At 39.1% G+C, this 22,566-nt stretch carries 14 protein-coding genes and 2 rRNA genes; 14 read left to right on the top strand and 2 right to left on the bottom strand.

The window, feature by feature from the left end:
* Window positions 1-26: 26 nt before the first annotated feature.
* Both K0B81_06190 and K0B81_06185 read right to left on the bottom strand, forming a co-directional pair.
* Complete coding sequence (locus K0B81_06190; protein ID MBW6516186.1) at window positions 27-503, bottom strand: flavin reductase family protein; 477 nt, start codon at window positions 501-503, stop codon at window positions 27-29.
* 22 nt (window positions 504-525) lie between these two features.
* Window positions 526-729 carry a hypothetical protein gene (locus K0B81_06185; GenBank protein MBW6516185.1) on the bottom strand — a complete coding sequence of 68 codons (204 nt, stop codon included), beginning with the start codon at window positions 727-729 and terminating at the stop codon, window positions 526-528.
* Window positions 730-1,095: 366 nt separating this feature from the next.
* Here K0B81_06185 and K0B81_06180 point away from each other — a divergent pair, with 366 nt between their 5' ends.
* The 14 genes from K0B81_06180 to K0B81_06115 form a co-directional block, all read left to right on the top strand.
* Window positions 1,096-1,665, top strand: coding sequence for a hypothetical protein (locus K0B81_06180; protein ID MBW6516184.1), 570 nt, complete (start codon window positions 1,096-1,098; stop codon window positions 1,663-1,665).
* Window positions 1,666-2,483: 818 nt separating this feature from the next.
* Window positions 2,484-3,299: a hypothetical protein gene (locus K0B81_06175; protein ID MBW6516183.1), complete on the top strand. Its 816-nt coding sequence runs from the start codon at window positions 2,484-2,486 to the stop codon at window positions 3,297-3,299.
* Between the two features lie 27 nt (window positions 3,300-3,326).
* The gene (locus K0B81_06170; GenBank protein MBW6516182.1) at window positions 3,327-4,724 is read left to right on the top strand and encodes a hypothetical protein; all 1,398 of its coding nucleotides are present in this window, start codon (window positions 3,327-3,329) and stop codon (window positions 4,722-4,724) included.
* Window positions 4,708-5,835 carry a DUF362 domain-containing protein gene (locus tag K0B81_06165; GenBank protein MBW6516181.1) on the top strand — a complete coding sequence of 376 codons (1,128 nt, stop codon included), beginning with the start codon at window positions 4,708-4,710 and terminating at the stop codon, window positions 5,833-5,835. Before K0B81_06170 ends, K0B81_06165 begins: the two co-directional genes overlap by 17 nt.
* A 40-nt stretch (window positions 5,836-5,875) precedes the next feature.
* Entirely contained in the window at window positions 5,876-6,853 is a 978-nt protein-coding gene (locus K0B81_06160) for a GNAT family N-acetyltransferase (GenBank protein ID MBW6516180.1), read from the top strand.
* Window positions 6,854-6,869: 16 nt separating this feature from the next.
* On the top strand, window positions 6,870-7,958 hold the full coding sequence (locus K0B81_06155; GenBank protein ID MBW6516179.1) for a glycosyltransferase: 1,089 nt from the start codon (window positions 6,870-6,872) through the stop codon (window positions 7,956-7,958).
* A gap of 62 nt (window positions 7,959-8,020) precedes the next feature.
* On the top strand, window positions 8,021-8,647 hold the full coding sequence (locus K0B81_06150) for an N-acetyltransferase (protein MBW6516178.1): 627 nt from the start codon (window positions 8,021-8,023) through the stop codon (window positions 8,645-8,647).
* Window positions 8,648-8,791: 144 nt separating this feature from the next.
* Window positions 8,792-9,922, top strand: coding sequence for a DegT/DnrJ/EryC1/StrS family aminotransferase (locus tag K0B81_06145; protein MBW6516177.1), 1,131 nt, complete (start codon window positions 8,792-8,794; stop codon window positions 9,920-9,922).
* Window positions 9,923-9,979: 57 nt separating this feature from the next.
* Entirely contained in the window at window positions 9,980-10,930 is a 951-nt protein-coding gene (locus K0B81_06140; GenBank protein ID MBW6516176.1) for an NAD-dependent epimerase/dehydratase family protein, read from the top strand.
* Window positions 10,931-10,971: 41 nt separating this feature from the next.
* Window positions 10,972-12,402: an oligosaccharide flippase family protein gene (locus K0B81_06135; protein MBW6516175.1), complete on the top strand. Its 1,431-nt coding sequence runs from the start codon at window positions 10,972-10,974 to the stop codon at window positions 12,400-12,402.
* Window positions 12,403-12,463: 61 nt separating this feature from the next.
* Complete coding sequence (locus K0B81_06130; GenBank protein MBW6516174.1) at window positions 12,464-13,537, top strand: hypothetical protein; 1,074 nt, start codon at window positions 12,464-12,466, stop codon at window positions 13,535-13,537.
* Between the two features lie 324 nt (window positions 13,538-13,861).
* Entirely contained in the window at window positions 13,862-17,905 is a 4,044-nt protein-coding gene (locus K0B81_06125; protein ID MBW6516173.1) for a carboxypeptidase regulatory-like domain-containing protein, read from the top strand.
* A gap of 216 nt (window positions 17,906-18,121) precedes the next feature.
* Window positions 18,122-19,684: ribosomal RNA gene (locus K0B81_06120) — 16S ribosomal RNA — on the top strand.
* Between the two features lie 103 nt (window positions 19,685-19,787).
* A 23S ribosomal RNA gene (locus tag K0B81_06115) occupies window positions 19,788-22,566 on the top strand; the annotation flags it as partial.

Below are 22,566 nucleotides of genomic sequence, written 5' to 3'. Positions count from 1 at the left end.
ATATGATTAGTTAACTAACAGCTTGTTTAGAAGTCCTGATAAGTAATGACTCTTTTGGTATTATCATACCAAGCATATTTTATTTCACCGGTAAAAATTGTATGGTCTCCACTCCTTAATTGAGAGATCATCTCACATTCGAAATTAGCTGCAGCATTACGAATAACAGGCAATTTAGCCAATTTGCCGGGGAATATATCAAAATTACAGAGAGCAAATTTATCTATATCGCTTCCTGATTTTGAACCACAGATTTTTACTGCTTCAATCTGCTCCGGTGAGGGAAAACAGAGGTTAAAATAACGAAAATTCTGTAAGCAGTAATGAGAAAAACGGGTTAACCCAACAGAGATAGCAAACATAGGTGGAGTGATAGACGTTCGCATATACCATTCGAGTGTAATGGCATTATCTTTCCCATTAGGATCCCTAACCACAGCTAAGGCGATTTTTACGGGATTCTTAACGTATTCTATGACTTGTTGTATTTCAGTTCTGATCATGATATTATTCTTTACTGCTTCTCTAATAGCCTATCTTCATACATCTAGCAATAAGACTACCAAAAATGATCAATATTATTGCATAGAAGATGATAATAATAAGAGTCCAGATCAACGATGCCTTTGCCCAATTTGCCTTACTGATATTGATATTTCCGGAAAAAGCCCATACAAATAACATGATAATGTTGATAAGGGGGATTGCCATTATAAGTAAAGTAACCATCCATTCTCCTACTGACACAGGAGTATGAATAAAACCGGTCTCTCTTTGTTGATAGTTTGACTCTGATTGGTAATTTTCTTGCATAAATCTCCTCCATTCGTTAATGCTTTTTAAAGAGTAGAAAACTATAAATGTGTCAAGAAAAAGATATGTGCAGTATTTTATATTAGTGAAGGCACTTAATCATCATGCGAAGTGATAAGACATAAAATAGTGACAATTACTAAGGATGACATATTATGGTGTCATATTTCTTGACAAAATAAATATCATAATAATTAAGATAATTTACTGTAATTAATATGCTTCAGAGCAATTCACTACTGAATGGCATGCCTATTGCAAGCATTAGTTATGAGGTAATTAATGGGATATAAGCAGATATTATTGATAATTTTGAGCATAATAATGGTTTTGATAGCCATTTTATACGGTGTTTCTATGTTTAGAATGCACTATGAAGCGGCTCAAAGAGATGCTCTTATATCTGAATTGAACTATATCCATTTAAGAACTTATGTCCATTGGATCCGAACTACTGCCATGGAACATAATGCTTCTAACTACTGGAATCAGTTATGCGACGATACTAATGATGATTCACAAAATGTTTCTTGGGGGGATTGGTTGGGGTATGATGATTTTACTTATGCAGCTCATCCTGGTAGTTTTTTTAGCTCCAAAAATGGTGTATTTACGGTGACGACAGAATATAGAAAATCTTCGGAAGAGTACCAACCTACTTCTTTTATAGTCATCTATGCTGCCGGTCAAGTAAGTGGTAAGGATAAGAGCTATCTAAACGTTCACAGTTGGGGTAACAGTACATTTTTATTCCCTGATGGTAGTGGTAGACGGGGCAGTAAGGGTTTAGTCTGTTATAAAACCACATTCAATCTTCAATCAGGAGAAGTTACAATAGATATGCTTAACTAAAGCAAAGAATTATTTTACTAACTGCATCAAACATCTTTTCATGATCTAAACTTCTCGATCAAAAGTTCATCTAAAGAATAATAGTTTCACACATCCCCCCCCAAAATTCATATTCAAGATGTAGGAATGGCTTTACCTGTACTGTTTATTACGATTTATAGATGTGAAATTCTTAAGAAGACAACCCATGCAGAAAACTAGTTTCCTTTTTTGAGTAGCAATAGTACATTCTCACCCAGAGAAACTTCCTCCTCTCTTTGTCATGCCGAGCGAAGTTGAGTCATCTCATCACTGATTTTAGCTAAGCATACATAATTTTGCTTTATTAATTTGAGTCGGTGTTGAGATCTCTCCATTTCGCTTCGCTTCAGTCGAGATGACAAAGGAAGGGTGTTCAGTCGAGATGACAAAGAAAGGTGCTCGGTTAAAATGACAATGGAAAGGTGATCAGTCTAGCAGACAATTGTATAATACTGACTGGTGTCACCCTGAGTGATTCTTGGAGTAGCATCCTGCTTTCCCTACCATGAATTGTATCGAAGGGTGTGAAGATACAAAAACTAGTCTGTTTTAGCCATCCTTTGTTGACTTCGTCAACCCTGTCCTGAGCTTGACGAAGGATCGGAAGCAGCCACAAGGAAGTGTTTTCCTCGGTTCCGCTTCGCTTCAGTCGAGATGACAATACTTAGTTGCTGTAAAAAAAGGGGGGATTTGAGAATAATAGTTTGTATTGACAAATTAATTTCCTACAAGATTTATACCTCTAACTGAAAAAAATATTAACCTAACGAAGAAAACAGAAGGAGTTTGATGAAACAATGAAGAAAAGTAAGAAGAAGTTCAGAAAGGAATTAGTTTGTTCAAAGTGCTTAAAAGATATAGTACCTGATCAACTTTATTGCTATGGTTGCGGAGAGCCAACTAAATTATTAAAAGCAGAGTTATCAGCGCAAAATAATTTACGGGAAGCATGGGCTGAATATAAGAATAGAAAGAGTGATAACTATCCTTTTGCTATCTTTTTTATCTTCGCAATCTTTATACCTCTTGTTTTTTTTCACTTTTTCCCTAGATATTTTATCACAATAGACAAAGCAGGATTGTCTTTGGTAAGTAACCTTATATATCTGTTTACTTTGCCTCTGCTTTTCATCCCTTTTGCCGTACCTATTGTTGCTGACAAAGCAAAACTCTCAGTATTGAACTATTTGCAAAGCTTAAAGTACTATCCAAGATTATTGATCTTTATCCTCATTAATATCATCTATTTCTTTTTATTAAAGATGATAACTGATAGTGTTGATCCGATACTCAATTTAGTAAGATTGATCATGGTTTTGTACTGGTTGGCAATTATTGTCCCCTTACCTCATTTATTACTGAGAAAAAAAGTAAATCCTTTTAAAGCTGTAATGATTGTTTATAGAGCAGGTAAAGAAACACGTTGGCAGCAGTTTTTCACTTATGTTTATCTGTTCATGATAAATGCAATCGGTTTAGCTGCTCTGGGTGTTGGATTGATAATTACGATACCTTTCAGTATTGCTGTATTAGAAAGATATTATCTGCAAATGGATAAATATGGTCTGTTCGATCAAGACAGAGATAGAGAACAACAACCGGAAGTTATGTAAATACTTGATTGAAGTGTTGGCTCTATTATGAAAACATTCTTGCTACTAACGCTTCTTATTTTTCCCATTTCTTTTATCGATAATGGATTAATGTTTGCCAGTATTGAAGGAGCTGAGCCAGTTTATGATTACGAGGAATTTCTGATCAAGGATCTACGCTATGATTATCTATTAGCTCCAGAGAAACAGACAGAAGAGAGAGATTTTTTATTAACCTGGAAACAAGGATATAATTTAAGCAACTATCACTATTCTTTTCTTGATTGGGAAAGTTCTTCATTTTCTCTTTCCCTGCAGAACTATTATTGGAAAAAATATCATCAAGGAAACTTGTTTCTTGAATATGACAAAAAACATCTGATCTCTATTCATTATTATGATTGGGATCACAAAGTTAACTTAGAGTTTGGTGATATCGTATTAACTAATAATCTTAGACTATATAGCGAAAACGACATGTATCTTCTTTGGAAGAGCAATCTGCGTTATCTATTTCATCAGTATGATTCATCTTCTTCTTCAGCTATGCCTGAATTAACAGATTTTTCTTTTAGCGGCGATATTGCCTTCTTTGCTTCTCAATGGGGTCTGATCTCTACTTATAACTTTCCTTATCAGCATCAATGGGAGAAGAACAGATCTGCAGTAGTTTATTATAGGCACTGGGAATCATTCTTATTAGGTAGTGGATTATCCATTATCAACAATAACTCAACTAATATATATCTATTTTTCACTGCGAGATTTAATTTGGATAATCGTTTGATAATCAGGTTTAAACTGGAAGAGGATTTTGTATCATATCCATTTCATTCCTACTTTCTTCCAAGACCATTCTTATGGAAAAGTTCGCTGTCGGTTGATGAGCAGCACTTCGAGCCCTATCCTGTTAAAAAAATAACTTTAGGAACTGACTTTATCACTAAAGGCATTCTCCATAAATTCGCTTTTGAGTATCGTTTGTCAGACGAGTTATATGATTTCTATTGGTTTTTAGACGATGAATTTAGCATTTATAGATTTGATGAACGACATGAGGTATTACAACTTGCTTATTCAGCATCCTATAAACACACAAACATCAATTTGTCTTTAGTACCAACAACAGAAGTTGATTTCGAACCATTATTGGTTGCTGGTATTACCCAAAAAGCGATCCTTGATGTCTTCAATGAGTTTACTGTTGGTATTAACTACAACTATCAGGAGAGAATAAAAAGGCGCCGGGAGTTTGGAATAGAAGAGTTTACAGATAGCTACCTGCTGACAGAGATCTGTTATAGATATACTAAATGGAAGAGTATAATACTTGAGACTGGATTTTCTTATTCATTTTTAGAAGCCAAGAATTCATTTATAGGCATAAAACCGGAATTTTATCTGCAAATCAGTTACGGAAAGCGTGGCAATGAAAGTTTATATTGAACAAATTGAAGATTACTCTCCGGAGCAGCTATATCAATACTTCTCTAACGTTTTTCAAGAAGAAAGACTGGGGGAGATATTAGCTTCGAAAAACTCTGTACTCCTCAAACCTAATCTGCTCGGTACTCATACTCCCGAAGTAGCAGTCACAACTCATCCAGTTGTCATTGAGAGTTTGGTACGTGTTCTAAAAGTTAATGGCATTAGCAATATCTTCCTGGGTGATAGTCCCGGAGGAACTTTTCGAACCGAAAATGTCTGGCAGATAACAGGAATGAAAGAAGTAGCCACCAAATTAGATATCAAATTAATCAATTTTGGTACAGAAGGTATAGAAAAGATCACAACCGGTGATTTCGAACTCATGATAGACAAACAGGTTCTTCAATTTCCGGCTATAATCAATATTGCCAAATATAAGACACACAGTTTAACTATGTTTACCGGTGCCGTTAAGAATCTCTTTGGTTCGGTTCCCGGTCTGATTAAATCGGATTATCACCGACTTTATCCCGATTCGGAAAAGTTTGCTGAGCTACTTGTTGCCATTTATCAAGTTCTAAAGGAGCAAGTTGTACTTAATGTAATTGATGGGATTTGGGGTATGGAAGGTGAAGGACCTTCGGCAGGAATTCCCCGTAATTTCGGAGTTATGTTGGCTTCTCGATCTGCATCTGCTCTTGACTTTACTGCGGCAAAAATGATGAGTTTTAGAAGTGAGAGAATCCCGACTGTAAGGATGAGTATGGAAGCCGACAATTTATCCCCTGAAGACATAGTGCTGGATGAAAAATGGCAAGAATTTCAGTTTCCTAAAGTTAGGTTAGGCAGAGTCAGTTTATATAGCTCTTTTATGAAAAAAGTACCAGAATCCATTCAAAAACTCTTTAACCGTTTGTATAATTATTATCCTGCCTTTAACAAAAACTGTCGTCTTTGCCGGATCTGTGTAGATAGTTGTCCGGTAAAAGCTATTACACTTGAAAAGGAAGACCTGACGCCAGAAATAGATTATCAAACATGTATCAAATGTATGTGCTGCCATGAATTCTGCCCGCATAATGCTGTGTATATTAAAAAAACTCTCTTGGCAAAGATATTATTGAAGTAATTAGTAGTTATCATTTAAGATAAAAGGAGATCGAAGAACAGTGATTGATTGTCTGACTTTTAAGGATAGCGGTTTGACCAATGAAGAGTGGGATAAATTTGTAATTAGAGCAAATAACGGCACGATATTTCATAGCAGAAAATTCTTAGATTACCACCAGCAGAGAAAGTTTGCCGACCATTCTTTAGTATTTCTTAAGAAAGATCAGATCATTGCTCTATTACCGGCAACCATAATCTTGTCAGGAAAAGAAAAGGTCTTTTCGTCTCATCCCGGTAGTTCTTGGGGTGGTTTAGTGTGGGAGCGTCTTTTGATGAATGATGATGCGGAAGAGATATGCCAAAATATAATCAAAAATGCTGAAAAGGAAGAATGTAATGGTATAGAGATTAGATTAGCTCCAATAATTTATCAACAAACCCCTAACGATTATTTTACTTTTCATCTGTTTAAGAACGGTTTTACCTATCTGAAGAGGGATCTGACCAGTGTTATTAAGTTTACCAATGATAGTACTTCTCTCTCTGCTTACTCTGCGGATAATTTATTGCGGCGAAAGGCAGTTAATAAATCACAACGGTTAGGTGTAGAAGTAATCCCAAATTCGAATGATTGGGAAAAATTCTATCAACTCTTATCATCAAATCTTATGGTCAAATCTAGTACCCCAACTCATACTTATGATGAGTTAATGAAATTAAAAGAACTTTTCCCGGAACAGATAACTCTTTGGAGTGCATATCTGGGAAAAGATTACATCGGTGGTATCTGCAACTGGGAGGTAAAACCGGGATACTGGCTATTGTTTTATAGTTGTTATCAACAGGAATTGAGTTCTTATAGGATTCTCAATCGTCTCTATTACGAATTTACTGATCACTCTCACCAGCAAGGTAGTAAATATCTCGATTTTGGAACAAGTTCGATCAATATGGAAGTCAACCGTGGATTGATCAAATTCAAAGAACAATACACTGCCTATGGAGTATTTCGCGACACAATGTATCTAAAGTTATAAACAGGACTTTTGCTTAATGACGATCAAAGAACAACTAAAGATCCTTCATATCGCAGTAGTAAATGCCGGTTTCCCCTCCGATTTCTGTGAAATGCATAGAAGAAATGGTGATCTCACGAGATTAGTGACCTTTTATAAAAATACTTTTGGCTTCCCGGAAGATATCTGCATGGATTGGCTAGTTCCTCAGGGCAGTTTAGTCAGTTTATGGCGTAAGAAGAAGGAAAGAACTATCAGTACAGATAAAGACCGTAAAGCCCATTATTTTCGACCTCATAACTATGCCGAGAAGCTCTACTTTGCTATCAATGATAAACTCAGAGAACCGCAAGTCAATAAAACAATAAAAGAACACGATCTTGATCAATTTGAAATAATACATTATGATTTTGGACTCGATTTCTACCGTAATTCCTCACAGGCAAAAAAATGGAAAAATGCTGGGAAGAAAATAGTTTGTTGCTATTATGGCAGTGATCTCAGGATCAGAGGGATCATTAAAGAGATGGAAGAGTTATCCGATCTAAATATCACGGCTGAATATGATCATTTAGCTTTAAAGAGCGATCTCGAATTTATGTTTTATCCCTATGATACTTCGGAACTACCGGAAAAAATTGAGAATGATTCCGGAAGAGTTAGAATAGTACATTCACCTACTAACAGGAAATTCAAAGGAACTGATCTGATAATAAGAGTTATCAACAGGTTGAAAGAAAAGAAAAATTTCGACTTTTATCTACTTGAAAATGTTCCACGTCAGCAAGTTCTGGAAATTAAAAGAGGGTGTGATATCGGGATTGAATGTGTCTGTGGTGAAATGGGTGGTTATGGATACGGTAAGTCCGGTTTAGAAATGATGGGTATGGGGATACCAGTAGTAACTTCCATGCCGGATGAGTATAGAAACTGGTTACCGGAAAATCCTTTTGTTGTTGCTAACAGTGAGGATGAGTTATATGATCAGCTCCTATCCCTGATCGATAATCATGAATACCGTCAAGAACTGGGAGCGAAAAGTAAATATTGGGTTGACAAGTATCACGGTTTCAGCAACGTAAATAAAAGGTTATACGAACTTTATGAAAAATATGGTGTTATTTGATAGAGAAAACTAGATGCAAAGTTATATAATACAAGTCATTTATTGGTTCCCGGAGTTAATTGATGGAAAATATAAGTAAGATCAAAGGGGTTTTTGTTCATCCTACTGCCGAAGTATCTGAAGATGCTACTATCGGAAAAGGTACAGCTATCTGGAATCAGTGCCATATCAGAGAAATGGCACAGATAGGAATAAACTGCAATCTCGGCAAAGATGTCTACATAGATATCGATGTGATAATCGGAAATAATGTTAAAATACAGAACGGAGTTTCCGTTTATCATGGCGTGGTAATTGAAGACGATGTTTTTGTCGGACCTCATGTCGCATTTACCAACGACCTTAATCCCCGAGCTTGGATATTTGAATTTCAGGTATATCCTACTTATGTGAGAAAAGGGGCTTCTATAGGAGCAAATTCAACGATAGTTTGTGGTGTAACTATCGGAGAATTTGCCATGATCGGTGCCGGTAGTCTTGTAGCAAAGGATGTGCCCCCCTATTGTCTGGTTGTCGGTAATCCTGCTCAGATCACCGGATTTGTCTGTAAGTCAGGTCAAAAACTCGATGAAGTGGTGGAACTAACTGACGAGTATGCTTTGTTACGCTGCAGCAAGAATGGTGAACTGCAAAAAATTGATTTGCAGCTTTATCGTCAGGTCAATGAAGGAATGAAAAATAACTCTTAATAAAAAAATGTTTAAACTGCTCAAGAGACAAAAAGATCTAGATGCTCATATGCGAGATTACTCTTTCCTCACAAAAAAACTGGATAGACTGGAACGCTATTTGGACATCCCTATATTGATCTGAGTCTAAATCACGGAGTGAATGTGATATATCTTACTAAACCATATTTTGATGAAAAAGAACTCGAGGCACTCAAGCAGGTTTTAGCTTCCGGATGGGTTGCCGGACAAGGACCTAAAGGAGAAGAATTAAAGGGTTTATTACGAGATTATCTCGATATTAAACATGTTATACCTGTAAGCAACTGTACTTCAGGTTTGCATCTGGCAATACTTGCTTTGGGTATTAAACCTGGTGATGAAGTGATAGTATCCGATTACACTTTTCCAGCAGCCGGACATGCAGTCCTTTTTTGTGGAGCAAAACCGAGATTCACAGATGTAAAGATTAATACCTACAACATGGAACCTGAACTTATTTTAGGCAAGATAAACAGTAAAACAAAGGGGATCATAGTAGTACATGAGTTCGGATTAATAGCAGAAATGGAGCCGATAATGAAGATTGCCCGTGAGCATGGACTAAAGATCATTGAAGATGCTGCTTGTGCTTTAGGAGCTAGATATAAAGAAAAACAACCCGGTTTCTGGAGTGATATTGCCGTTTTCTCTTTTCATGGGCGGAAAAATGTTACTTGTGGAGAGGGTGGTGCTGTGGTTACTAATAACGGTAAATATGCATCTGAAATCGAATCACTATCTTGTTTTGGAATGCAATCTGCCTATTCTCGTCAGGAAGATTTTTCAATCCCCTCATTTGATGATCTTGGCTATAATTATAAATTAGCCGATCTTAATGCTGCTGTAATTATCGAACAAATTCGAAAATATCCAGAGATAATAGAACGAAAAAGAAAATTGGTTGAGCTTTACAACAGTTCATTACAAGCTAATAAATATGTCACTACTCCGATAGAGAGCAAAGATTGTTTTCATGTTTATCAAACCTATGCCGTAGTTCTTGATGGTAAGATCGATAGAGATCTTCTGATCAAAGCTCTCAGAGAGGATGATATCCAAACGAATATCGGCACCTATGCTTCTCATATTCAACCGGTTTATGAAGATGTTGAGGATACCTGTCCGAATTCGCTCTTTCTCTATTATCATTCATTGGCACTACCGCTATACTATGATCTCAAGGAAGAGGAAGTAATCTATGTGGTTGATAGATTAAACCATCACATCGAAAAACAAGTTAAAAATAAGTCTTAGACATTATATAGATATCCAGTGAAAGGAAATCAGCAAATTTATCAAATAGAGGAATAAATGGCAAAAAGAGTTTTAGTAACCGGTGGAGCGGGATTTATAGGTTATCATATCACAAAGCAGTTAGTGGAAAAGGGATGGATTGTAAGAGTGTTTGATAATCTTATTCGTGGAGACAAAAAAAAGCTTGAAAATTGGATCAAAGAAGGGAAAGTTGAGTTTGTAGAAGGTGACATCAGATTTTTGTCCCGGCTTCTCGATGCCTGTCATGATGTGGAAGCAATCTTCCATCAGGCAGCAGATTGTATCAATAAGAGTCTGCAAAATCCTGCAGAATCTTTTAGTATCAATGTAATGGGCACAACGAATGTCTTCGAAGCAGCCCGTTTGAGTAATATCAAAAAAGTTATCTTTGCCAGTTCGGCTTCAGTTTACGGTGATCCCGATAAACTTCCCATTACCGAAGAGGCTCCCATAAAACCGATAACCCCTTATTGCATTGGGAAACTTGCCGGTGAAGAAATTGCCGGTTATTATGCCCGTTATCATGATATTGATTACATCGGTTTTCGCTATTTTAACGTATATGGTCCAAGGCAGAATATTGATGCTTATTATACCAATGTAGTCATCCTCTTTCTCAAGAGGATCATCAATGATCTGTCACCATTGATAGATGGTGAAGGCAAACAATCCATGGATTTTATCCATGTTGAAGATATTGCCAGAGCCAATGTTCTGGCTTTAGAGCAACCAGTTAAAAATGAGATATTCAATTTGGGGACAAACAGAGCTACTACGATAGCCAAATTAGCTTCTCTGCTTCTCAGGTCAAGTGGCAAAGAGAATATAGCTGTAGAGTTTACAGGTAAGAAGAGCATCGTCAGAGAGAGAAGAGCGGATTATTCCAAAGCTGAAAGAATGCTCGGCTGGCAGCCACTAATTCCTGTGGAAGAGGGGATAGAAGAACTTGTTCAAGATATCATAAACAATCCAAGTTTATACGAATAGCAGATAACAACCAGAATGAAATCTAAGCTGCGTAGCTAACCATGCAGAGATTATACCGCAATACCTTCGTGTATTTTGTCGGGAATATCATGACCCGCTTTGTGGGGTTCTTTCTCCTACCGCTATATACGAACGTTCTTTCAACAGACGAATTTGGTAGTTATACACTCCTCATGGCGATCTATGCCATTCTTAATGTTCTCTATCAAGCCGGAATTTTTCAGGGGTTTACCAAATTCTTTTATGATGAGCAAGCCGATACAAAGAGAGTTTTTTCTACAACTCTAAACACAATAATTCTCTTTGGTTTTTTTATAGCGGTTTTGCTCTCACTATTGAATAAACCTTTGATCTCTCTTTTTCAGATAAATCAAGAGCTCAGTTCCTTTATTCTGATCCTTTTCTGGCTGATCTTCTTTGATACTCTGGCTTACTTCGGACTACATTTTCTGAGAACCCGTCAATTTGCCAGGATTGCCGTGACATATTCTCTCATTACTTCGGTTTGTAATCTCCTCTTGAATGTGATTTTCCTTGTTCTTTGGGATTTGAATATTTTGGGTATTTTGCTCGCCCAGGGAATAGCTAATCTCTTACTCCTATTTCTCTGTCTCAGACATTTCAAGGGATTATATCAGGCATTGATTGACTGGATTTTGCTCAAAAGACTGATGTTGTTCTCACTTCCCTTAGTCATTGCCGGAGCTTTTGGCATTATGATGGATGTAGCCGATAGATTTATCATCAACTTCTTTCTTGATCGGAGTCATTTGGGTGTTTATGGGGTCGCTTATAAATTAGGTCTTTTAATGAATGTCTTTGTTATAGCTTTCCGAACAGCATATCTCCCTTATTTTTTGAACATGAACAAAACAGAAAATTATAACCGGGAATTAAAACAAACTCTGATCAAACTTGTCGGGTTAATGTCAATTCTCTTTCTTGCCGTTACTCTCTTCTTGAGATATCTCTTCCATATCGAATTCAACGGTTTTTTCTTACTCAATCCTGATTATATTTCAGCTGCAGCTATTGTTCCTTTCATTCTCTTGGCTTATGTATTCAACGGTTTTGCAGCTTTCTTCTCGCTCGGACCATACGTTTCTGGGAAAAGCTATCACTTTATTATCTCTGACGCGATAGGGTTTTCAGTAAATATAGTACTAAACCTCCTGATAATACCTATCTACGGAATAATGGGTGCTGCTTTAGCTACACTGGTTGGCTTTTATACAGCAGCGCTCTATATGTACTTTGTCTTTACCAAGGAGATGAAAGAAAACCTGTTCGGTAAAGAGAACCTTTTGATCATCATCGGTTGTTTGATCTCTCTCTATGCGGCATCACTTGGCGATTTATTCTTTGTTAGATTACTATTGCTTATTTTATTCATTATCTATTGTCTGAGGTTAAGTAAGATGTCGATAAAGAGTTTTTTCCGGTTAATGACCAGAGATAGGAAACTACCATGAGGCAACTTGAAAGATATTTAATATCTTGACTAATCCGATATAGTAGTTGGTAGAATATTATATGGATGAGAATAGAAAGACTATGTTATCAGATGAAAAAGAATTAGTTTCCAACGCTAAGGTCAAGAGTTTGATCGATCAAGCCATACACTTATTTAACCTTGATCTATCGGGGTTAACTATCCTGACCGAGGCAGCAAATGGTAACTACTATATCACTCCGGTAATTGCAGCACTATCAGGGGCACGAGTTTTAGCTCTGGCGAGAGATTCTAACTTCGGTAGTAAAGATGATGTTGCTGATTATGTATCTCATAAGATCAAAGAATTTTCTTTAGATAACGAGATAAAAATAATCTATGATCTAAATGACGAGTTAATATTTAAAAGTGATATTGTAACTAATCTCGGTCATCTGAGACCTCTTGATGCCTCATTTATCGGGAGAATGAACCCACAGGCAGTGATAACTTCTATGTGTGAGGATTGGGAAGTGAGGGCAGAGGACATTGATCTTGAAGAATGTCGGAGAAGAGGGATCTTGGTTGGTGCTGTCAATGAAGAGTCCTCTTATGTGAATATATTCCAGTATGTCGGTTTTCTGACGATGAAATTGATCATGGAAGCCGGCTTAGAGATTTATAACAACAGCTTTCTTGTTATTAGTTCCGATAAGTTCGGGAAGGTCATCAATGATTCTTTATTAGCTCACGGTTCTTCTGTAAACTTGAAAAGTCCTGCAGATTTTCATAAATTGCTAACGCATGAACACAATTATCAAGCAATAATCATTGCAGACTTTTATTATGACAACCCGCTTGTTGCCGAAGCAGGAGTTATTAGTGCCGAGATATTACATATGTATTTTCCCGACACCATGATTATTCATTTAGTCGGTGAAGTTGATAACGTCTATCTCCAAGAAAATCATATCTACTGCTACCCTGAAAAAAAAGGATATAGGCAAAGAATGTCTCAAACGCTCGATTACTTAGGCATGCGTCCCTTGATTGAATTGCATACTGCCAGTCTCAAAGTAGGGGAGATCCTTACCTGTGAGAAAAAAGCCGGCTATTCAGCTGAAGAGATCATCACTAAACTCGCTCATCACCCTCTCTGCCAGATTATCTTTTAATCTTTCCTCAAATAATCACTATCTGACATGCTGCGATATCTTTTAGATCATTGTAATACTTTGCGTCAATCCTTAGGGACCCTACGAGTCGGCTCTAGCCGACTCGTAGGGTCCCTAAGGTTAACCCATAGGATAAAACTGAGTATTTTTTTGTTGATCAATTGATATGTTAAGCAGGTTAAATATCAATTTCTTAACTCATAATAATTATCAAGTGAAACTACTTTTCAGTTGTTTAAGTTATTCTAAGAGTAATCAAATAGATCATAAATCTTACTTGACATACAATAAAGATATAATGATTCTTAGATAAGGGACGAGATTATGAGTATAAAACACCTGCACAGAGTAATTCTTCTTCTGATGACTATGACGCTGCTATTTAGCGAAAAAGACCATTCTTGGAGTTTTACCCATAGTCATGTCAAGATAGTCAATGATGATGATAATTCATATTTAGTTTTTCAAGAATCCTTAGCAGGTAGTCCAGAAAAAATTCTGCGTGAGGATTTAGTTATCTCAGGTCAGGTAGTAAGAAATGATATGCCTTCTGTTGGTATAGAGGGGGCTGAAGTAGAACTGATTGGGGACGATAGTTATTCTACAGTTTCTGATGTTGCAGGTCACTTTTCTTTGGAGGGAGTTACTGCTAACCAAATTTATGAACTATCTATCTTCGTATCAGGGTTTGCACCTTATTATGAACAGGTGATGGCAGAAGATTACGATATAGATTTGGGTATAATTATCCTTTTTGAAATCTTATATCCACCGCATAGTTTAACTGCTATACCAAGTGCTGACGAAGAATACGTTGAGTTGTTCTGGTCTTCACCTTTAGTAGTTGACTATCTCTTCTTTAATTTTGATCATAATGATGGGGGATGGTTACCTACGGCAAATTGGGACCCGGTTGGTGACTGGGAATGGACAAGTGAATATGATGTTGATAACTGGTATAATTCAGGGTCTTTTAATGCTACTCCCCCTCCGAACGCCTATTCCGGCACCGGATTATGGGGGACGAAAATTAATACTAATCATACAAATTCTGGCGGTTTTAGTTACTTGAGCAAGACAGTCGATTTGAGCGGTTTTATCGATACTATATTATGTTTTCAAAGTTGGAATAATTCATACGGATCATTCGATTATGGGCAAGTAAGGGTAGATGGCGAAATAGTATGGGGACCCTCTTGGAACCATCAGAATACGGAATGGCAGGAGGTGATCATTGATCTGTCCGCATATGATGGATTCTCTCAAGTAGAAATAATCTTTGAACATTATGCCTCGACGACTATTAACTATGCAGGATGGTATATTGATGATGTCTTTATCGGTCCTGAAGTAAGCTATCCACCATTTAGACAAAAATATGATAATGTGAGGAATAATTCCGGGGATTTAGATCAACTGAGTGAGAAAGATGAAACATATTTCCAAGAACAGAGGATCTTAGAGAATTATCGTATCTATAGATTTCAAAGTGATGATATTGATAATCAATTTGTCTGGGATGAAATAGCTGTTCTAAACGATACGACATACATTGAACTTGATTGGGGGAATTTACAATACGGTTTTTATAATTATGCCGTCAAAGCTGATTATACAGGTAGTGTGCTATCACCACCGGCTGTCTCCAACTGGCTCGGTAAAGATATGATAACCGATCTGACTATTTTCATAAACACTGATACAGGGGACAGTGCAACAGGAGCTAATGCTCTTCTACGATATCAGAACCAAGACCCTGATGGTAATAGTCCCCTCTATTCTCAAACTGCTGTTGGTGACGATCCTGCTATAGTTAGCTTTGCTAATATTCTCAAAGGTACGTATATTTTAGAGATCAGAAAACAGGGATTTGCTGACTATTCTATATCGAACTTTGCTATTCACGATCCTGAAATTATTAGTGTTACATTGGAAGAGGTTCCGTTCCCACCACTAAATTTATCTTATATTGCGAGAAATGATCTTGTGTTTCTCTATTGGCAAACTCCTAATCCACGTAGTAATAGAGCATTATTGGGCTATAATGTATTTCGGGATGATCTGATGATCAATTCCGAACCACTTATTGATACACTCTTTTATGATTTAACCGTGGAAAATGACAGTACCTATACTTATCAAGTTACTGCAATATATACATTAACGGAATCCGAGCCTTCGAATTCGGTGTCGGTTACTCCGGGAGTTAATCAATTAAAAAAAATCGGTGAAGACACATTAACAGCCAATACGCTACCATTGAACTTCTTCTATCGATGCAGTTTGACTCAGACGATCTATATGTCAGATGAGATCAATATGGTAGGGACAATTTCCGAACTACGATACTATAATAATTTTACACAAGACATCTTTGATAAGCATATTCGCATTTGGATTGGAGAAACGACCCGTACAAATTTGGCAACTGGCTGGATTTCCTCAACAGAAATGCAACTCGTTTTCGATGGATTTATTGATTTACCGGCAGGACAAAATGAGATAATCATTCCATTAGATGATCTCTTTTACTACTCAGGCAACCAGAACCTTGTCATCATGCTGAAACGTGAATTGGATCAAGAGAACTATTCGACTTTCAATCATTTTTTTTATACCTTAACTCCTGAATATCCACAACGTTCCAGAAATTTGCAATCTCAGACCATTGACTTTGATCCCGCTGAACCTACTGGTGGAACTCTAACTAATCGTGTACCTAATACGGGTATTTATCTAATTTCAGATGGCATCGGATCTATTGGCGGTTATGTCTTCAATGAGGAAAATCAATCTTTAAGAGGAGCTAAGGTAATTGTTAACGAATTGTTCGTTGAAGCATTCACAAATATCGATGGTTATTTTCTTTTCCCTTTTATTAGCGAAGGGGTATATTCACTAACAACTACTTATCATGGCTACAATGAAAGTACTGTAGAGAACATAGTAGTTGAAGAATATGATACTACTACGGTGAACATAACTCTGGATCCTTTATTGATGGTTACTGTTACGGGTAGGATAGTAGGTAGTGATCAGCCGGATATCGGCTTAGCAAATGCACTGATCACACTCGATGGTTATAACTATTATGAAGCATACAGTGGTGATGATGGGATCTTTACAATTTCTGATGTTTATGCAAATTACATCTATACAATGTCGGTGCAAAGGAGTGATTACTCTGAACTGACCCAAGAAGTAGTAGTTGAAGATATTGACTTAGACTTGGGAGATATAGTGATTTTGGAGTTAACTTTTCCACCTTCGGATGTTACAGCAGTACTACTATCTGATAATACAGAAGTGCATATAGAGTGGATATCTCCAGAATCAATCTATTCAAGAAAAAAAGTAACTCAAGATAACTCTGAAGATGAAGATCATTTCTTTAAGATGTCAGGACAATACAATATTCAAAACCATCCTTCAGGTTTATCTAATAGAAACTCAGATAAAGAATTGATTAATTATATCAGGAACGAACACTTCAAGAACACCTCAACTGGAAAATACAACAGAGCTTTGGTTGGTTTTATTATATACCGCTTACAACCAGGGAATGAACAAAATATTGATAACTGGAGTGAGATCGGTACAGTATCTTATGAATACAATTCATATATTGATGTTGAATTACCCTATCTTTTTGATGGCTCTTATCTGTATGCTGTGCGCTCGGTTTATTCTAATAATCTTCTGTCAGAAGCATCTTTCTCTAATACAATAGAATACCAAGAAGCAATTCCTACGATCACTAATCTTCAGGCAAATGTTGATGGTAATGATGTATATCTCTCATGGGAGTGGGGTAGTAATTCTAAGAGCAAGAGAATTCAAACATATAGAACTAGTTCTCAAGAGGATAGATTCAACAACAACAACCGGGCATTTTTGGGTTTCAAGATCATACGGAATGATTTGCTAATAGCAGAAGGTATTACTAACACTTTCTATAATGATGAGGGATTAGCCGCCGGTGAATATAGTTATTCTGTAATCGGTGAATATACTAACGGAACTACTAACATGTTGACTATAGAAGTTGTGGTGACTTTAGATACTGGCGAAGAGACACTAAATAATCCGTTAATAACAACCCTATATAGTAACTATCCAAACCCCTTTAATCCAGAAACGGTCATTCACTATTCAATAGATAAAGATGACGATGTAATTATTGAAGTGTTCAATATCCGTGGTCAACATATCATAACATTGCTCGATAGTTATCAAATTGCCGGTCATCATCAAATTTCATGGAACGGTAAAGATGAACTTGGAAGAGATGTGGGGAGTGGAATATATCTCTATAAGATGAAAACTAACTCCTTTTCTTCAATCAGAAAAATGATCCTAATGAAATAATTACCGAACATATCTTCGTCTTCTAACAAATTTTTTTGTATTTTTTTCTTGCTTTGAAGCAATATTTAGCTATATTTTATATAAAAGATCTACTATCTTTAAAAAACTATTGACAATAAAACCGAGCTAAAAAATATTGCTGAACCTGATAAATCAGGTAGTTCTTAATAAGGTACATATTCGTGGAGAGTGAGCAAGGAGAATATTTTTGAAAGAATAATGGAGAGTTTGATCCTGGCTCAGGACGAACGCTGGCGGCGTGGATTAGGCATGCAAGTCGAACGCGAAAGGAGTACTTCGGTATTCTGAGTAGAGTGGCGAACGGGTGAGTAACGCGTAGGTGATCTATCTTTAAGTGGGGGATAGCCCCGGGAAACCGGGATTAATACCGCATGTGTCTGATAGCATAAGTTATTAGGTAAAAGTGGCCTCTGACATAAGCTACTGCTTGAAGCTGAGCCTGCGTCCTATTAGTTAGTTGGTAAGGTAAAGGCTTACCAAGGCGATGATAGGTAGGCGGCCTTAACGGGTGGTCGCCCACACTGGGATTGAGATACGGCCCAGACTCCTACGGGAGGCAGCAGTCGAGAATAGTCTACAATGGGGTAATACCCTGATAGTGCGACGCCGCGTGGACGAAGAAGCATTTCGGTGTGTAAAGTCCTTTTCTATGTGAGCAAGACTTAGAAGGAGAATATTTTTTTAAGTTCGATATTAGCATAGGAATAAGCCACGGCTAACTCCGTGCCAGCAGCCGCGGTAACACGGGGGTGGCGAGCGTTGTCCGGAATTACTAGGCGTAAAGTGCAATAAGGCGGAAGTGTAAGTCAGATGTAAAAGGCACCGGCTCAACCGGTGTGACGCATTTGATACTGTATTTCTGGAGTAAGGTGGAGGGAGACGGAATTCCTGGTGTAGCGGTGGAATGCGTAGATATCAGGAAGAACACCAAAGGCGCAGGCAGTTTTCCATACCATTACTGACGCTGATTTGCGAAGGTGTGGGTATCGAACAGGATTAGATACCCTGGTAGTCCACACAGTAAACGATAAACACTAGGTGTTGGAGATGTACAAAGTCATCAGTGCCGTAGCTAACGCGTTAAGTGTTTCGCCTGGGGAGTACGATCGCAAGGTTTAAACTCAAAGGAATTGACGGGGGCCCGCACAAGCGGTGGAGCATGTGGTTTAATTCGATGCAACGCGAAGAACCTTACCTGGGTTTGACATCCGCGGAAAGAGACAGAGATGTTTTTGTGCCTCTTCGGAGGAACCGCGAGACAGGTGCTGCATGGCTGTCGTCAGCTCGTGTCGTGAGATGTTGGGTTAAGTCCCGCAACGAGCGCAACCCCTATGCTTAGTTGCCATCATTCAGTTGGGGACTCTAAGCAGACTGCCGGTGTAATAAACCGGAGGAAGGTGGGGACGACGTCAAGTCATCATGGTCCTTATATCCAGGGCTACACACGTGCTACAATGGTCGGTACAGAGGGCAGCGAGATCGTAAGGTGGAGCTAATCTCCGAAAGCCGATCACAGTTCGGATTGAGGTCTGCAACTCGACCTCATGAAGTTGGAATCGCTAGTAATCGCGTATCAGAACGGCGCGGTGAATACGTTCCCGGGCCTTGTACACACCGCCCGTCAAGTCAGCCGAGTTAAATGCACCCGAAGGAGGTGAGCTAACCGTAAGGGAGCAGCTTTCGAAGGTGTGTTTAGCGAGGGGGACTAAGTCGTAACAAGGTAGCCGTACCGGAAGGTGTGGCTGGATCACCTCCTTTTAAGGAGAACACTCTTTGTTTTCACTCTCTACGATTTATATAATATTTTACAGATCTTTACCAGGTACATAAAAGTGAAATGCAAAGAGATAAGAGAAGAAAGGTGCGAAGAGGAAAGAGCATGTGGTGGATGCCTTGGCACTAGAAGGCGAAGAAGGACGCGGTTAACTGCGAAAATCCTCGGCTAGCTGTAAGCGAGCTTAGATCCGGGGGTATCCGAATGGGGCAACCCGTCATAGCTAGAACTATGACATCCCTGACCGCTAAAGTGTTTATTAAGTATTTAAGATACTTAAGTGAGCATTTTAGTGGTCAGGGAGGCATACGCGGAGAACTGAAACATCTTAGTATCCGCAGGAAGAGAAAGTAACAACGATTTCCTAAGTAGTGGCGAGCGAACGGGAAATAGCCTAAACCCTTCACCTATCAGTCTTTCGGTAGTTAGCGTAATAATTACTACAAGAGATACTGATAGGTGAAGGGGGTAGTGGGACTTGCGACATCGTCTTTATCTTTATAGGAGAACATATTGGAAAGTATGACCGTAGAGGGTGATAGTCCCGTATCCGAAATAGAGTTAAAGATGTAGCGAGCACCCGAGTAGCCCGGGGCACGAGAAATCCTGGGTGAATCAGCGAGGACCATCTCGTAAGGCTAAATACTTCTGGTGACCGATAGTGAATTAGTACCGTGAGGGAAAGGTGAAAAGCACCCCGGGAGGGGAGTGAAATAGAACCTGAAACCGCATGCTTATCATCGGTCGGAGCCCTTCACCATATTTATCATACTATAGAGTAATGGTCAATATGGTGAAGGGTGACGGCGTGCCTTTTGCATAATGAGCCGGCGAGTCGATTTAATCAGCGAGGTTAAGTATTACAGGTATGTAGCCGTAGCGAAAGCGAGTCTTAACAGGGCGTTTAGTTGATTGGATCGGACCCGAAACCTGGTGATCTACCCATGTCCAGGATGAAGGTACGGTAACACGTACTGGAGGTCCGCACCAACCGATGTTGAAAAATCGGTGGATGAGGTGTGGGTAGGGGTGAAAGGCCAATCAAACCAGGAGATAGCTGGTTCTCTCCGAAAACTGTTTAGGCAGAGCCTCAACATAGAATTAAGGAGGTAGAGCACTGATTGGGCTAGGGGGCTAACCCGTCTACCGAACCCAGTCAAACTCCGAATGCCTTAATTTGTTTGTTGGGAGAAAGGGTGCGAGGGATAAGCTTCGTATCCGAGAGGGCAAGAACCCGGACCGTCAGCTAAGGTCCCTAAATATATACTAAGTGCTAAAGGATGTTTCATTGCAGAGACAGCCAGGATGTTGGCTTAGAAGCAGCCATCATTTAAAGAGTGCGTAATAGCTCACTGGTCGAGTGGTAATGCACCGAAGATGAGCGGGACTCAAGTATATTACCGAAGCTGCGGATAGTGATTGTATTAATATGGTCATTATGGTAGGAGAGCATTGCAGTTGCGTAGAAGTAGTACTGTGAGGTATTATGGAGCGGCTGGAAGAGACCATGCCGGCATGAGTAGCGATAATCAAGGTGAGAAACCTTGACACCGTAAGCCTAAGGTTTCCTGAGTAAAGTTAATCTTCTCAGGGTTAGTCGGATCCTAAGGAGAGGCCGGAAGGCGTATCTGATGGGTATCAGGTTAATATTCCTGTACTTACAACAGCTAGTGATGGAGTGACGCAGTTTTGCGTTGGAGACGGGTGTTGGATATCCCGTTGAACGTGTGTAGGCTGACAATCAGGCAAATCCGGTTGTCATTAAGGCCGAGGCATGGGACGAGCCCCTTAGGGCGAAAGTCCAATTAGAGAGCTGCCGAGAAATAGCTTCTAAGCGTTAATCTGTTGTAATCCGTACCGCAAACCGACTCAGGTAGGCGAGGAGAGTATCCTCAGGTGTTCAAGAGAACTCTGGTTAAGGAACTAGGCAAAATGACCCCGTAACTTCGGGAGAAGGGGTGCCCCGTTATCGTGAGGTAATTTACTTACTAAGCGAGAGGGGGTCGCAGTGAAGAGGCCCAAGCGACTGTTTATCAAAAACACAGGTCTATGCGAAGTCGTAAGACGCAGTATATAGACTGACACCTGCCCGGTGCCGGAAGGTTAAATGGAGGGGTTAGCTGTAAGGCGAAGCTCTGAGATGAAGCCCCGGTAAACGGCGGCCGTAACTATAACGGTCCTAAGGTAGCGAAATTCCTTGTCGGGTAAGTTCCGACCTGCACGAATGGTGTAACGACTTGGGCGCTGTCTCGACCAGGGACTTGGTGAAATTGCAGTGGCGGTGAAGATGCCGCCTACCCGCGAAAGGACGGAAAGACCCCGTGAACCTTTACTGTATCTTGATATTGTGATTTGGTGCGGTATGTGTAGGATAGGTGGGAGGCTATGAACTTGGTGCGCCAGCATCAGGGGAGCCAACGTTGAAATACCACCCTTATTGTATTGAATTTCTAACGAGTATTTAAACAGGTATTCGGACATTGTCAGGAGGGCAGTTTGACTGGGGCGGTCGCCTCCAAAAAAGTAACGGAGGCTTACAAAGGTTCCTTCAGGTTGTATGGTAACCAACCTTAGAGCGTAAAGGTATAAAGGAGCTTGACTGCGAGACTGACGGGTCGAGCAGGTGGGAAACCAGGTCTTAGTGATCCGGCGGTTCTGAATGGAAGGGCCGTTGCTCAAAGGATAAAAGGTACTCCGGGGATAACAGGCTAATACCATCCAAGAGTTCACATCGACGATGGTGTTTGGCACCTCGATGTCGGCTCAACTCATCCTGGGGCTGAAGAAGGTCCCAAGGGTTCGGCTGTTCGCCGATTAAAGAGTTACGCGAGCTGGGTTCAGAACGTCGTGAGACAGTTCGGTCCCT

The sequence above is a fragment of the Candidatus Cloacimonadota bacterium genome, from assembly GCA_019429305.1.
Taxonomy (GTDB): domain Bacteria; phylum Cloacimonadota; class Cloacimonadia; order Cloacimonadales; family JAJBBL01; genus JAHYIR01.
The sequence above is the reverse complement of the archived record's forward strand: the minus strand, read 5'-3'. Positions and strand labels throughout refer to the sequence as shown.

Bases quoted from the DNA above. Each gene is read 5' to 3' on its own strand.
- K0B81_06140 (MBW6516176.1), top strand. From the start codon at position 9,980: ATGGCAAAAAGAGTTTTAGTAACCGGTGGAGCGGGATTTATAGGTTAT.
- K0B81_06125 (MBW6516173.1), top strand. From the start codon at position 13,862: ATGAGTATAAAACACCTGCACAGAGTAATTCTTCTTCTGATGACTATG.
- K0B81_06175 (MBW6516183.1), top strand. From the start codon at position 2,484: ATGAAGAAAAGTAAGAAGAAGTTCAGAAAGGAATTAGTTTGTTCAAAG.
- K0B81_06165 (MBW6516181.1), top strand. From the start codon at position 4,708: ATGAAAGTTTATATTGAACAAATTGAAGATTACTCTCCGGAGCAGCTA.
- K0B81_06185 (MBW6516185.1), bottom strand. From the start codon at position 729: ATGGTTACTTTACTTATAATGGCAATCCCCCTTATCAACATTATCATG.
- K0B81_06180 (MBW6516184.1), top strand. From the start codon at position 1,096: ATGGGATATAAGCAGATATTATTGATAATTTTGAGCATAATAATGGTT.
- K0B81_06150 (MBW6516178.1), top strand. From the start codon at position 8,021: ATGGAAAATATAAGTAAGATCAAAGGGGTTTTTGTTCATCCTACTGCC.
- K0B81_06135 (MBW6516175.1), top strand. From the start codon at position 10,972: ATGCAGAGATTATACCGCAATACCTTCGTGTATTTTGTCGGGAATATC.
- K0B81_06155 (MBW6516179.1), top strand. From the start codon at position 6,870: ATGACGATCAAAGAACAACTAAAGATCCTTCATATCGCAGTAGTAAAT.
- K0B81_06170 (MBW6516182.1), top strand. From the start codon at position 3,327: ATGAAAACATTCTTGCTACTAACGCTTCTTATTTTTCCCATTTCTTTT.
- K0B81_06190 (MBW6516186.1), bottom strand. From the start codon at position 503: ATGATCAGAACTGAAATACAACAAGTCATAGAATACGTTAAGAATCCC.
- K0B81_06130 (MBW6516174.1), top strand. From the start codon at position 12,464: ATGGATGAGAATAGAAAGACTATGTTATCAGATGAAAAAGAATTAGTT.